The sequence below is a fragment of the Desulfovibrio sp. genome (assembly GCF_014803725.1).
In the GTDB taxonomy this organism is placed as follows: domain Bacteria; phylum Desulfobacterota; class Desulfovibrionia; order Desulfovibrionales; family Desulfovibrionaceae; genus Desulfovibrio.
Genome location: NZ_JAAVBE010000003.1, coordinates 54049 through 67203, shown reverse-complemented (window position 1 = coordinate 67203; position 13155 = coordinate 54049). Strand labels below are relative to the sequence as shown.

Annotated in this window: 9 protein-coding genes; 8 read left to right on the top strand and 1 reads right to left on the bottom strand. The window is 67.1% G+C overall.

The annotated features are described in order from the left end of the window. The first annotated feature begins 77 nt into the window (after window positions 1-77). The 8 genes from HDR50_RS00605 (at window position 78) to HDR50_RS00570 (ending at window position 11049) form a co-directional block, all read left to right on the top strand. Window positions 78-2822, top strand: a complete 2745-nt coding sequence (locus tag HDR50_RS00605; RefSeq protein ID WP_291355042.1) for a DNA polymerase I — start codon at window positions 78-80, stop codon at window positions 2820-2822. Between the two features lie 563 nt (window positions 2823-3385). Beyond that, window positions 3386-4108: a FadR/GntR family transcriptional regulator gene (locus HDR50_RS00600; protein WP_291355040.1), complete on the top strand. Its 723-nt coding sequence runs from the start codon at window positions 3386-3388 to the stop codon at window positions 4106-4108. Window positions 4109-4127: 19 nt separating this feature from the next. Beyond that, complete coding sequence (locus HDR50_RS00595) at window positions 4128-4613, top strand: tripartite tricarboxylate transporter TctB family protein (protein ID WP_291355038.1); 486 nt, start codon at window positions 4128-4130, stop codon at window positions 4611-4613. Between the two features lie 21 nt (window positions 4614-4634). Beyond that, window positions 4635-6125 carry a tripartite tricarboxylate transporter permease gene (locus HDR50_RS00590; protein ID WP_291355036.1) on the top strand — a complete coding sequence of 497 codons (1491 nt, stop codon included), beginning with the start codon at window positions 4635-4637 and terminating at the stop codon, window positions 6123-6125. Window positions 6126-6176: 51 nt separating this feature from the next. Further along, window positions 6177-7421 (top strand): M20 family metallopeptidase, encoded by a 1245-nt coding sequence (locus HDR50_RS00585; RefSeq protein ID WP_291355034.1) that lies wholly within the window; start codon window positions 6177-6179, stop codon window positions 7419-7421. Between the two features lie 62 nt (window positions 7422-7483). Next, window positions 7484-8458 carry a tripartite tricarboxylate transporter substrate binding protein gene (locus tag HDR50_RS00580; protein WP_291355032.1) on the top strand — a complete coding sequence of 325 codons (975 nt, stop codon included), beginning with the start codon at window positions 7484-7486 and terminating at the stop codon, window positions 8456-8458. An 86-nt stretch (window positions 8459-8544) separates the two neighbouring features. Further along, a complete protein-coding gene (locus HDR50_RS00575) occupies window positions 8545-9600 on the top strand; it encodes an ABC transporter substrate-binding protein (RefSeq protein WP_291355030.1) in 1056 nt (351 codons plus the stop codon). A gap of 237 nt (window positions 9601-9837) precedes the next feature. Beyond that, entirely contained in the window at window positions 9838-11049 is a 1212-nt protein-coding gene (locus HDR50_RS00570) for a M20/M25/M40 family metallo-hydrolase (protein ID WP_291355028.1), read from the top strand. Window positions 11050-11061: 12 nt separating this feature from the next. Here HDR50_RS00570 and HDR50_RS00565 read toward each other — a convergent pair whose 3' ends face one another. Then, the gene (locus HDR50_RS00565) at window positions 11062-12891 is read right to left on the bottom strand and encodes an NAD-binding protein (protein WP_291355026.1); all 1830 of its coding nucleotides are present in this window, start codon (window positions 12889-12891) and stop codon (window positions 11062-11064) included. Window positions 12892-13155: the final 264 nt, after the last annotated feature.

Genomic DNA, 13155 nt, shown 5'->3' with positions numbered 1-13155 from the left:
GCGTGTCGCGCTCCTGACACTTTTTCCCGGCGCTGTCCGCCCTTGGGGGCCGGGCGCGCCCCTCTGGATGGACTGCCATGTCGCTCAAGCAACGTCTCGGCCTCAACGTGGACCCCGTTTTCCTCATGGACGGCACGGCCTTCATCTACAGGGGCTTTTTCGCCAATCGCCACATGCAGCGCTCCGACGGCTTCCCCACCAATGCCCTCGTTGTGGTCACGCGCGTGCTCCTGCGCATCCTGCGCGAGGAAAAGCCCAAACATTTCCTCTTTCTCAAGGACGGGCGGGGCAAGAACTTCCGGCATGAGATCTATGCCGACTACAAGGCCAACCGCGAGGCCATGCCCGAAGACCTCGCCAAACAGCTGCCGCCCATCGAGCGCATGGTGCACGCGCTCGGCCTCGCCTTCGAGGAGTCCCGGGGCTGCGAGGCCGACGACTGCATCGCGGCGCTCGCCGCGCGCTTCGCGCCGGAACTGCCGGTGGTCATCATCAGCGGCGACAAGGATTTGAAGCAGTGCCTCGCGCCCAACGTCTATATGTGGGACCCGGGCTCCAAGGACGAGCGCCTGATCACCGAGGCGGACTTCGAGGCCGAGAACGGCGTCACCCCGGCCCAGTGGGCCGACGTGCAGGCCCTCGTGGGCGATGCGAGCGACAATATCCCCGGCGTGCCCGGCATCGGCCCCAAGACCGCGCGCCAGATCTTCGCCATCTGCCCCACGCTGGAGGACATCCGCGACCACTTTGCCCTCCTGCCGCCCAAGTTGCAGGACAAGTTGCGCCCGCATCTTGAGGACATGTTCACCTGGCGCGAGCTCACCAGGCTTTCGCGCGGCGTGTGCGCGGATATCGACCTTGGCGCGCTCGACGTGGGGCCCATCAATATCGCCGAATGTCGGGAGCTTGCGCAGGAATACGAGCTTTTCGCGCTCAGGCGCGAGATAGCGGCGCTCGTGCAGGCAGGGGCGCCCCATGTGACCGCGCCGGACATGGCCGCGGCGGCCGCCGGCGCGCCGGAAGACCGGGCCAATGCGGCCCGGGAGGCAAGCGGGGACGCCCCCGCCGGGGCCGGGAAGGCCGGCGCACAGCTCGAGCTGGGCGTGCCCGCCATACCCGCCGCCGAGGAAGTAGCAGAGGTCGGGCAGCTCCCGCCCTGCGAGGGGCGCACCGTGGCCCTCATCTGGGCCGAGGGCCCCGCGCGGCCGCCGCGCGTGGCCGTGGCCCCCGCCGAGGCAAAGGCCGGCGGCGTGGAGCCCGCGCCGGCCACGGTGCTCGCCAGCGTGACGGAATATGCCTGGACAGGCCCCATGACGGAATTGTGCGCCTGGGTGGAAAAAGCGGCGGAAGTGGCCGTGGCCGACCTGAAGAGCCTGCTTCTGGCCGCGCCCTTCTGGAAGGGACTGCTGAACATCCGCGTGCTCGACCTGGGGCTCGCGGCCTACCTGCTCGGGCCCGAGGCCGGGGAATACGGCTGGTCGCGCCTCGCGGCCCGCTGGAGCGACGCCTTGGGCCTCGAGGGGCGCGGCCCGGCCATCGTGGGCTTGGGCATGGCGCACACGCTCTCGGCGCAGCTCGCGGCCAACGAGCTCACGCGACTCTATGAAAAGCTGGAGCTGCCGCTGGTGCCCGTGCTCGCCGCCATGGAGGAGCGCGGCATCGCCATCGACCCCGCGGCCTTCCGCAGTTTTCTCGACGACGTGCAGCGCGAGCTCGATACGCTCACCCGCGAGGTTTATGCCGAGGCGGGCGGCGAGTTCAACATCCGCTCCGCGCGGAAGCTCGGGGAGGTGCTGTACGAACGTCTGCGCCTGCCCGCGCCCAAGAAGACCCGCGGCGGCCAGCCCTCCACCAGCCAGGAGACCCTGGAACGCCTCGCGCCGGACGCGCCCATCGTGCAGAACATCCTCCAGTACCGCAAGCTGGAGAAGATGCGCTCCACCTATCTTGAGCCGTTGCCCCTGCACATGGACGCGCATGACCGCATCCACACCACCTTCAACCAGGAGGCCACGGCCACGGGCCGCATTTCCTCCAGCAACCCCAACCTCCAGAACATCCCGGTGCGCGGGCCGCTCGGCAAGCGCATGCGGGCCTGCTTCGTGGCCGGCCCGGGCAATGCCCTCGTTTCGGCCGATTATTCGCAGATCGAGCTACGCATCCTCGCCCACATGTCGCAGGATCCGGCCCTGCTGGACGCCTTCCGCGAGGGGGAGGACATCCACGCCCGCACTGCGGCCCTCGTCTTCGACATGCCGCAGGACAAGGTGCTGCCCGACCAGCGGCGCATGGCCAAGACCATCAATTTCGGCCTCATTTACGGCATGGGCGCCAACAAGCTCGGGCAGGAGCTCAAGATATCCACGGCCGAGGCGCGGGCCTTCATCGACCGCTATTTCGCGCGCCTCACGGGGCTCAAGGCCTTTTACGAGCGCGTCATCGAGGGCGCGCGCGAGCGCGGCTATGTGGTGACGCTGGCCGGGCGGCGGCGCTGGCTGCCCGGCATCCTCTCCGCCAACGGGCAGACAGCGGCGCAGGCCCAGCGCCAGGCCGTGAACACGGTCATCCAGGGCTCGGCCGCGGATGTCATCAAGCTCGCCATGATCGCCGCGGCCGAAGATGCGGAGCTGCGCCGGCTCAAGGCCGGCCTCGTGCTCCAGGTGCATGACGAGCTCGTGCTGGAGCTGCCCGAAGCCGGCGCCAGGGAGGCCGGGGCGCGCGTGGCCGGCCTCATGGAGTCGGTGAGGCCCGGCGGCGTCGAACTTTCCGTGCCGCTCGTGGTGGATTGGGGCTATGGCCGCGACTGGGGCAGCGCGCACTGAGAGCGGCGCCGCAGCGGTAAAACAGCTCCCCGCTGCGCAGGGCGCCCATGACCACCCGGCACTTGGGCACCGGCGGGCATGCCCGGGGCACTCCGCATGCCCGCGGCCGTCCCGTGCCTCCGCCGCCCGGGTGCGCTGGCGTGGGCTTTTCCGCATACATTCTTAAATCGCTGATCTCCTTACCATCCCAGGCTCCCGGCCAGCCCTCTTCCTCCGCTCCAGTCAGTTCCTGACCTTCCTTCCGTCTCCTCACCCCCCCTTTTTTGTCCACGGTCGGAAACCTTCGCCGTTGCCCCTTTTTCCCTGCGGCCGCGTCCATCCCCACAGTCTGCGGCCCCCGGCATTGTCGTCCGCTGCGAGCCCGCGCCCGTGGGCGCCCCTTGCGCCGAAAAATGGAGTTAAGGTCAGGGAAAAATCCAGACCATTAGCATACCTTTTCTGCCCAATTTTCATTTTTTCCCTTTATGAAATAAAAAAGATGATAAATATCTATGAGATATAAATATTTCTTTGGTCGTGAAAATGGTTGACACAAAAAGCACAATGTTCCATACTCGCCACTGATGGAACCTCGAACCGCCTCCAAGATCCAATACCTCCCGCCGCGCGAAAAAACGTCCTCGGCTCTCCAGATATTGCTGGACAAGCTGTGGCGCTTCATCCGCGAAGGCAAGTTTCAGGAAGGGGACAAGTTGCCGCCCGAGCGCGTCCTCGCCGAAACGCTCGGTGTTTCGCGGGCAAGCCTGCGCAAGGCCATCCAGGTGCTGGTGGCGCGCGGGCTGCTCACAAGCCGGCAGGGCGACGGCACCTATGTCTGCACGGCGTCCGCTGCCATCCCGCTTTCGCCGGCGGTCATGGAGGAGCTCGGGGCATTCGACGATATTCTCGAGGCCCGAGAGCTGCTGGAGCCGCAAATCGCCGAGCTCGCCTGCCTGCGCCACACGAGGGAGCAGCTCGACCAGCTCAAGATCATCACCTGTGACCAGCAGCGGCGCCTCCTCACCGGGCAGGACGACGGCGACCTCGACGCCACCTTCCATACCGTGCTTGCCCAGTGCAGCGGCAACCAGGCGCTTGTGGAAATCATCAAGGCCATCAATGCGCGCTACAAACACTGCCGCTCGCCCGAACTTCGCGACGCCGAATGGCGGCAGTTCTCCGTGGAGACGCACCTGAGGATCATCGACGCGCTGGAGCGCCGTTCCATCCCCGAATGCCGCGCCGCGGTGATGGAGCACCTGAAGTCCGTCAGGCGCAACCACCCCTATACGGTGCAAAATCTCTAGCCCCACGCGGAGCCGGCCCATGAAAAGCCCCACCGACGTTGTAAGCGGCCTCCTTCTGCTCGTCTTTTGCGCCATCGGCTTTTCAAGCGTTGCGGAGCTTCCGGCCGGGGGCACCCTCGAGAACATCGGCCCCGCCGGCGTGCCCAAAGCGGTGCTCATCCTGCTCTCCTTCCTGAGCGCGGTGCTCATCGTCAAGGGCTTCGTGCGCGCGCCCGCCAGGCCCTACTGGCCCGACCGGCGCGTGCTCAAGAAGGTGGGCGCCTTCGTGGGGCTGTTCTTTCTCTACCTCGCCGGCGTCATCGGCCTCGGCGATGTCTTCGCGCACATGGAGTCGCCGCCCTTCGCCTGGGGCGGGGCCTTCGGCGTCAGCACCTTCTTCTTCCTCTGCCTCGCGCTGCCGCTGCTCGGGCGCCGAAAGCCGCTGGAGGTCTTTCTTGTGGCCAGCCTGACGACGGTGTGCCTGCTCGTCGCCTTCGGCTGGTTTTTCCAGGTCATGCTGCCCTAAGTCCGCCCCGCGGGAGGAACCATGCTGACACCCATCCTCGACGGCATCCTGAGCGCCCTGAGCCTGAACGCCATCCTCGCCAACCTCATGGGGGTCGTGCTCGGCATCATCTTCGGGGCGCTGCCCGGGCTCACCGCGGCCATGGGCGTGGCCCTGCTCATCCCCCTGACCTTCGGCATGCCCTCGGTGGAGGCCTTTTCGGCCCTGCTCGGCATGTATTGCGGCGCCATCTACGGCGGCTGCATCACCGCCATCCTCGTGGGCACGCCCGGCACGGTCTCGGCCGCGGCCACCATGCTCGAGGGGCCCGCGCTTACGGCCAAGGGCGAGTCGCGCAGGGCGCTCGACATGGCGACGGTGGCCTCGTTCATCGGCGGCATCTTCAGCGCTCTCGCCCTCGTTTCCGTGGCGCCGCTGCTGGCCCGGGCGGCCATGTCCTTTTCCGCGCCGGAATATTTCGCCGTGGCCGTCTTCGGGCTGACCATCGTGGCCTCCCTCTCGCAGGGGCAGCTCGTCAAGGGCCTCATCTCGGCCTGCCTCGGGCTGTTTTTCGCCACCATCGGCCTTGACCCGGTGACGGGCGACATGCGCAACACCTTCGACATGCCCGACCTCTTCAACGGGCTTTCGCTCGTGCCCGTGCTCGTGGGCCTTTTCGCCATGTCCCAGGTGCTGAACACGGTGGAGGATGTCATCCGCGGCGTGCAGCTCAAGAGCGGCGCCATCTCGAAGCAGGGACTCACGCTGCGCGACCTGACCTCCAACGCCTTCAACTTCCTCCGCTCCTCGGTCATCGGCACGGCCATCGGCATCATCCCGGCCACGGGCGTGAGCGCGGCCACCTTTTTCGCCTATTCCGAGGCCAGGCGGCACTCGAAGACGCCCCAGCTCTTCGGCAAGGGCTGCCTCGAGGGCATCGCGGCCACCGAGTCCTCCAACAACGCGGTCTGCGGCGGCGCCCTCATCCCGCTGCTCACCCTGGGCGTGCCCGGCGACATCGTGACCGCCATCATGCTCGGCGCGCTCATGATCCAGGGGCTCACGCCCGGGCCGCTGCTCTTCATCGAGCATCCCGTCACGGTCTACGGCATCTTCGCGGCCTTCATCATCGCCAATGTGCTCATGCTGGTCTGCGGGCTCGCGGCCGTGCGCGGGGCCAACAAGATCACCGCCATCCCGAGCGGCGTGCTCATGCCCATCGTGGTGACGCTGTGCGTCATCGGCGGCTTTGCGGTGAACAATTCCACCTTTGACCTGCTCATCGTGGCGGTGTTCGGCGTGCTCGGCTACCTCATGCTCAAGTGCCGCTTCCCGCTGCCGCCGCTGTTGCTCGCCATGATCCTCGAGCCCATCGCCGAGGCCAATTTCAGGCGCGCTCTCAGCATCTCGCACAACGATTACGCCATCTTTTACACGAGCCCGGTGGTCTTGGTGATGCTCGGGCTGAGCGCGCTCGTGCTCATCAAGTCCTTCTATGACGAATACAAGGCGGCGAAGAAGGCCGAGGCCTGACCGGCCCGCGCGGCCAGAACAGCGGAAAACACCGGCACCCGGGGGGAGACGATGGAACTCACGCACTGGAAGAACAAACTCGACGAGTGGTTTGCGGACAAGGAAGGCGAGATGCTCGGGCTGCTCGAGACCCTCGTCAACATGGATTCCTTCTCCCATGACGGGGCGGACGTGAACCGCGTGGGCGAGGTCATCGCCGCGTGGATGCGCTCCATCGGCTTCGAGGCCGAGGTCATGCCCAAGCCGCCGCTCCCGAAAGACGAGGCGTGGATGGAAAGCCTCGGCAACGTGGTGCGCGCCGGCAGCCACCCGCGGGAGGCCGGCCCGGGCGTGGCGCTCATCGGGCATATGGATACGGTGTTCCCGGCGGGCACGGCCGAGGCGCGGCCCTTCCACCTGGACAGGGCGAGCGGGCGCGCCACCGGCCCGGGCGTGCTCGACATGAAGGGCGGCCTCGTGCTCAACATGTTTGTGGCGCGGGCCTTCAAGGAGCTCGGCCTGCTCGACGTGCCGCTCACGCTCACCTTTTCCGCCGACGAGGAACTGGGCTCGCCCACGGGCACGCGCGTCCTCGCTGACCTGCTCAACGGGGCGCACGCCGTGCTCTGCCCCGAACCCGGCTACCCCGGGGGCGGCGTCTCCACCGAGCGCAAGGGCTCGGGCCACATGCTCCTCGACATCGAGGGCAAGGCGGCCCACGCCGGCCGCAACTATGAGGACGGCGCCTCGGCCATCATCGAGCTCGCCCACAAGATCCTCGCCTTCGAGAAGCATGTGGACCTCGAGCGCGGCATCACGGTCAACGTGGGCCTCGTCAAGGGCGGCATCTCGGCAAATTCCGTGGCGCCCAACGCCACAGCGCGCATCCACCTCACCTTCCGCACCCTTGAGGACGGCGAAAAGCTGGTGGAGGCCATCCGCAAGGATGTGGCCAGGGTGAGCGTGCCGGGCACGCGCTCGCAGGTGAGCGGCGGCATCCGGCTGTACCCGCTCACGCGCACGCCCAAGGTGGAGGAGCTGTGGGAGCTGGCGCAGGCCTCGGGCAAGGCCCTCGATTTTCCGCTGGAATGCGTCGTCTCCAAGGGCGCGGCCGAATCCGGCTTCTGCGCCAGCGTCCTCGACCTGCCCACGCTGTGCAATCTCGGGCCCGAGGGCATCGGGCTGCACTCGCCGGACGAATACGTGACGGTCTCCACGCTCGTGCCGCGGGCCAAGGTGCTCGCGCTCACGGCGCTCCAGGCGGGCCACGCCTTCACGGCCTCGCCGAAAGTGGACCTCAGCAAGTGGAAGCATTGAGCGGCAAACGGCACTGGAAAAGGGGCATGCCCCCGGACGAATAACCCGTTATGGAGGAAGCGATGAAGAGAGTGTTGCGAATGTTCTGCGTGTGCGCCCTGGCCTGCGCCCTGCTCGCGCCCGTGGCCCCGGCCCCCGCACAGGCCGCCTATCCCGACCGGCCCGTGAACATCATCATCCCCTTCGGGCCCGGCGGCGCGGTGGACATTGCCGCGCGCATCCTCGCCGAGTGGTTCCAGACCAAACACAAGATCACGCTCAACATCATCTGCAAGGCGGGCGGCGCCGGCGCCCCGGCCATGCTGGACGTGGCCAAGGCCAAGCCGGACGGCTACACCTTCGGCTTCCCCGCGCTGGCCACCTTCTCCACCACGCCCCAGGTGAAGAAGACCGGTTACACCCTCAAGGACTTCCAGGCCGTGGTGCAGATCACCAACATGTGGCTGAGCCTCGCCGTGAGCGCGGATTCGGGCATCATGAACTTCCAGGACCTCATCAACGCGGCCAAGGCCGACCCGGGCAAGGTCAACTTCGCCACGCACGGCGCGCTCTCCTCGCAGCGCCTGTTCATGAGCGGCGTCATGCAGAAGTTCCCGGGGGTGGAGCTCCCGCATGTGGCCTACACCAGCGGGCACGAGGTCTCCACGGCCCTGCTTGGCAAGCACATCACGAGCGGCTTCGGCGTCATCACCAACCAGAAGCCCTATGTGCAGTCCGGCGACTTCCGCATCATCGGCGTCACGAGCCCGCAGCGCCTGCCCGAATATCCCGATGTGCCCACCTTTGCGGAACAGCTGGGCGAGGAATTCGTCTTCCCGTCGCCGCACGGGCTCATCACCCAGGCCAAGGTGCCGCACGATAAGGTCATCACCATGCAGAACCTCGTCAAGGAAGCTCTGGAAGACCCCGACGTGAAGGAAAAGTTCGCCAAGGCCGGCCTCACTGTCGACTATCTCCCGGCTGCCGAGTTCCAGAAGGAGATGGACCAGATGTGGACCCTCGTGGGCGACCTTTTGAAGGCGAGCAACCTGAAGTAAGCCCGTGTTTTGCGGCCCCGATGCGGCCGGCGGCAGGAAAAGCGCCGCATCGGGGCCTTTGTGATGCAGTTTTGACGGGGACGGCGATGAACAAGTTTTTTCTGGCTTGGGCGTGTGCGGTGGTGTTGGGGCTTTTCGCCTGCTCCGGGGCGCATGCAGCCGAGAATGTGGAGCTCAAGACCGCGTGGATGGGCGAGAACGAGGCCTTCCCCATGTGGTACGCGGTGCAGCAGGGCTGGGACAGGGAACAGGGGCTCGAGATCCGTATGCTCCGCTTTTCCTCCGGGGCCGAGATCGTCCAGGGCCTGCTCGCCTATGACTGGCTTCTCGCCGGCTGCGGCGCCGTGCCCGCCATGGGCGCCATTTTGAGCGACAGGCTCTCCATCGTCGCCGTGGCCAATGACGAGTCGGGCGCCAACGCCGTTTTCGTGCGCAAGGGGAGCCTCATCTTCGCGGCCGAGGGGGCCAACCCGGCCTTCCCCAGGGTGCGCGGCAGCGCTGAGACCGTGCGGGGCAAGCGCATCCTCTGCCCCAAAAATACCTCGGCGGCGCAGATGCTGCGCGGCTGGCTCAAGGTGCTCGGCCTCACGGAAAAGGACGTGCGCATCGACGACATGCCCCCGGCCAAGGCGCTGGGCGCTTTTGCGGGCGGCCTCGGGGACGCCGTGGTGCTGTGGTCGCCGCAGACGCTCCAGGCGGAACAGAAGGGCCTTGTCATGGCCGCGGACTCGCGGGACTGCGGCATCTCGCAGCCCATCCTCCTCGTGGCGGACAAAAAGGCCGCCGCCGACCGGCCCGAAACGCTGGAAAAGACGCTCGGCGTCTACTTCCGCGCCGTGGGCGAACTGCGTGCGCTGGGCGCCCAGGGGGCGCTCCCGCTCTATAGGGAGTTTTTGAAGACCTGGGCCGGCGTGGCCCTGACGGAAGAGGAAGCCCTACGGGACCTCCAGGCCCACAAGATCTTTGACCTGCGGGAAAATCTGCGCCTCATGGCCGGTGCAGCCGGCGAAAGCCAGTTGCAGAAGTGGCTCGAAGAGGTGGCGGCCTTCAATGCAGGCGAGGCCCGGGCGGAAGACGCTGCGCGCATCGCCGAGGCCATCGACGCCCGCTATCTGGAAGCTGTCGGCGCCCTGGGGCAGTGAGGGGCGCAGTTGCCGGAGATTTTGTTTGCGTCCGTGCTGTTGGCGTGCTTGTGCTGCCTGGGTAATGCCGAAATTATCCGTCAAAAACAGCCTTTTTGCTGCTGGCTGCGTCAGAAAAAAATCTTATTTTTTAGGATTCTTCCGGCACCAGCACCCGTCTTCCGCTTCGCTCCAGACGGACTTAAGGAATCTCCCTCAACTACATCGTGCAATGTGACTTTGCTGGCAGAGGACGTTATGGATCTTTCGGAGTGGAAACGGGCCCTGGACGCCGAGTTTGCGGGCGCCGAAGGGGAAATGCTCGCCTTGCTTGAAGAACTGGTGAACATCGATTCCCCCACGGCCTCGGGCGCCGGGGTGGACCGCGTGGGCGACCGGCTCACCGCGTGGCTCGCCGAGGCCGGCTTTGACACCGAACGCCTGTCCAAGCCGCCCATTGCCCCGGACGAAGCGTGGCAGCAGGGGCTCGGCCATGCCCGCACCGCGCGCAGCCATTCGCTTGCCGCGGGGCCGGGCATCGCCTTCATCGGCCATATGGACACGGTGTTCCCCGAAGGGGAGGCGGCCCGGCGCCCCTTCCGGGTCGACCGCGCGGCCGACACGGTCACGGGGCCGGGCGCCGCGGACATGAAGGGCGGCCTCGTGGCCATGCTCTTCGCCGCGCGCGCCCTGCGGCGCCTCCTGCCCTGCCCGCTGACGCTCATGTTCTCCCCTGACGAGGAGCTGGGCTCGCCCACCGGCTCGGTTGCCCTCAAAAGCCGCCTGCCCGGCGCGCTCGCCGTGTTCTGCGCCGAACCCGGGGGCCTTGGCGGGCGCGTCACCCTGTCGCGCAAGGGCTCGGGCCACATGCGGCTGCGCGTCACGGGCAAGGCCGCTCATGCGGGCCGCAACTACGAGGACGGCGCCTCGGCGGTCATCGATCTCGCGCACAAGCTGCTGGAGATCAATGAACTTCTGGATCTTGACCGCGGCCTCACGGTGAACGCCGGCATGATCGAGGGGGGCATTTCCGCCAATTCCGTGGCGCCCTGGGCCGAAGCGCTCATCCACCTCACCTACAGGCGCCTTGAGGACGGCGTGAACACGGTGGAGTCCATCCGCGAGGCGGCGCGCCGCGTCCACGTGCCGGGCACCAGCGCCAGCGTGAGCGGTGGCCTGCGCCTGTACCCGCTGGAGCGCACGCAGGCCGGGGACGACCTCTTCGCGCTGGTGCGGGAAGCGGGCGAAAGCCTCGGCATGCGCCTCACCGGCCAGCATTACGAGAGCGCGGCCGAGTCCGGCCTGTGCTCGAGCGCGCTCGGGCTGCCCACCATCTGCTGCATGGGGCCCGAGGGCGAGCATATCCACACGGAACAGGAATTTTTGCGCCTCTCCACCCTGGTGCCGCGGGCGAAGCTCCTGGCGCTCTCGGCGCTCGAAGCCGCGGCCCGCTTCGGCAGTCAGGCCTGAGGGGGCGCGGCCTCAGGCCGTGAGCGGCTCGTTCTTGCCGAAGGTCTCGTAAAAGGTCTTTTCCGCTTCCGAATCGCCGATGAGGTACATTTCCTCGCCTTCCTCGAAAACGTGGCTCGGGTCCGGGTTGGCGTGGAGGATGCCGTCGGCCCCGCGCAGGGCCACCACGCTGCAATGCGTGAGGCTCCTGATGCCGCTGCCCATGAGCGGCTTGCCGGCAAGGCTCTTGCCCACGGTGGCGCGAAAGATGTTCAGTCCCTCGCTGATCATGAGCACCTTGCCGGGCGCCAGCAGGTTGATGATGCTGCTCGTGACCATGGAGGCCAGCGAGAGCACGAGGTCGGCGCCGGCCGCGTGCAGGATGCCCACGTTGCGGTCAAGCGTGGCGCGGCTGATGATCTGGATGTCCTCGCGCAGGCGCCGGCAGTAGAGGGTGAGATAAATATTGGTGTCGTCGTCGTGCGTCGTGATGATGACCGAGGGCGCGGTGCGGATGCCGGCGCGCTCCAGCACCTCGAGATCCGCGGCGTCGCCGATGACGAGGTGGTCCTTGAGGAAGCCGCCCTTGGGCGTCTTGTCCACCACGCTGTAGGGGCGCCCGCTGCGCTCGAGCTGGCGCGCGGCGTCGCGGCCCACGCGGCCGCAGCCGAGGATGACCACCGGGGCCGCACCCAGCTTGTCCTTCTTCTCCGCCTTCTCGCCCTTTTCCCCGGCGTCCGCGCCCTCGGGCCTGGCGGCGGGGGCCTCGGGCTTGCCGTTCTTGTCCCCATTTTTGGGCGCCGCTGCCTCGGGGCCGTCCTTCTCGCTCAAAAAGGCGTTGGCCGCCTGGATCTGCTGCATGTCGCCCACGATGACCATGACCATGGTGGCCGTGAGCACGGTGTCGGGCCCGGGCAAAACGAAGCGCCCCCGCTCCCACAGCCCGACGACATTTGCGCCAGAGGCGTTGCGCAGGCCGCTCTTCCTCAGGGTCTTGCCCACGAGCGGCGTGCGCATGACCGGGCCTTCCGCGGCCACCAGCTCCTTGTAGCGGCTCGCGATGCTGAAGCGGGCGTTGGCGTTGAGCACGCGCCGGGCCAGGGCTTCGCCGAGCAGCCGGTGGAACTGGAAGACGCGCGAGCTGCCAGCCAGCCGCAGGATGTCGATGGCGTCCTCGCTCTGGGCCGAGGCCACGATGGGCACATCCGGCGCCACGTCACGCGCGGTAAAGACGATGTTGGTGTTGCGCACATCGCTGTCGAGCACCACGAGCATGGCCGCCTCGGCGAGGCGCAGGTTGCGGTAGACCGTGGCGGAGTCGTGCTCGCCCACGATGGCGTCGTAGCCTCGGTCGAGCAGGTCGAGGGTCTTCTGGCTGTCATTGCAGAGGAGCACGCAGCGCGCGCCATAGCCCTTGAGGTCGTCCACGAGGTTGAGGGCGATGGGGCTCGTGCTGACCACGATGACATGGCCCTTCATGTCCGGCGCCACGGCGCGAGGGGTGTGGCCCTTTTCCTGCGCCTTGAGCCAGGGCGCGTAAAAGAACTGGATGAAGGCGAAGGGCAGCATGATGAGCAGCAGCATCACGCCGGAGAGGAGGACGACGATGGAAAACACCATGCCGAGGTCGGAATGGAAGGTGATGTCCCCGAAGCCCAGGGTGGACATGACCGTCAGCGTCCAGTAGAGGCCGGTGATCCACGAATAGTCGTGCCCCTCGTAGTGCATGATGACGTGGAAGAGCGCGGAATAAAGGAGGATGAGCCCCACGAGCATGGCCATGAAGCGCGTGAGGGCGACGAGATTGCGGCGCACGCTGTGCTGCTTGAGAAAGAAGCTGACCTGTGCGGGGACGAATTTCATGGCTGGCTCGCCGTTGGGGCGCGGGGCGTGGCCGGCGCGCCGGGTTTCGGGGGGCATCAGTGTGCCAAAGAGCGCCAAAAAGGTCGAGCGGAAATCCCGGCGCCCGGGGCCGGGACGGTCGCGGCGGGCCCGAAAACCCGTCCGCCGCAATGCCGCATCCCGTTGACAGGCGGCGTATGGTGAAGTATCTGTCAGGCTGTCCATGACAGGCCCGGCCCGGGCCCAGCCCCGGCGCGCGGCACCCCCCTCCAAGGCCCCGCAAGG

What these genes read in the sequence shown, in the direction of transcription:
- HDR50_RS00605 (WP_291355042.1), top strand. Translation starts at nt 78, where the DNA reads ATGTCGCTCAAGCAACGTCTCGGCCTCAACGTGGACCCCGTTTTCCTC.
- HDR50_RS00600 (WP_291355040.1), top strand. Translation starts at nt 3,386, where the DNA reads ATGGAACCTCGAACCGCCTCCAAGATCCAATACCTCCCGCCGCGCGAA.
- HDR50_RS00595 (WP_291355038.1), top strand. Translation starts at nt 4,128, where the DNA reads ATGAAAAGCCCCACCGACGTTGTAAGCGGCCTCCTTCTGCTCGTCTTT.
- HDR50_RS00590 (WP_291355036.1), top strand. Translation starts at nt 4,635, where the DNA reads ATGCTGACACCCATCCTCGACGGCATCCTGAGCGCCCTGAGCCTGAAC.
- HDR50_RS00585 (WP_291355034.1), top strand. Translation starts at nt 6,177, where the DNA reads ATGGAACTCACGCACTGGAAGAACAAACTCGACGAGTGGTTTGCGGAC.
- HDR50_RS00580 (WP_291355032.1), top strand. Translation starts at nt 7,484, where the DNA reads ATGAAGAGAGTGTTGCGAATGTTCTGCGTGTGCGCCCTGGCCTGCGCC.
- HDR50_RS00575 (WP_291355030.1), top strand. Translation starts at nt 8,545, where the DNA reads ATGAACAAGTTTTTTCTGGCTTGGGCGTGTGCGGTGGTGTTGGGGCTT.
- HDR50_RS00570 (WP_291355028.1), top strand. Translation starts at nt 9,838, where the DNA reads ATGGATCTTTCGGAGTGGAAACGGGCCCTGGACGCCGAGTTTGCGGGC.
- HDR50_RS00565 (WP_291355026.1), bottom strand. Translation starts at nt 12,891, where the DNA reads ATGAAATTCGTCCCCGCACAGGTCAGCTTCTTTCTCAAGCAGCACAGC.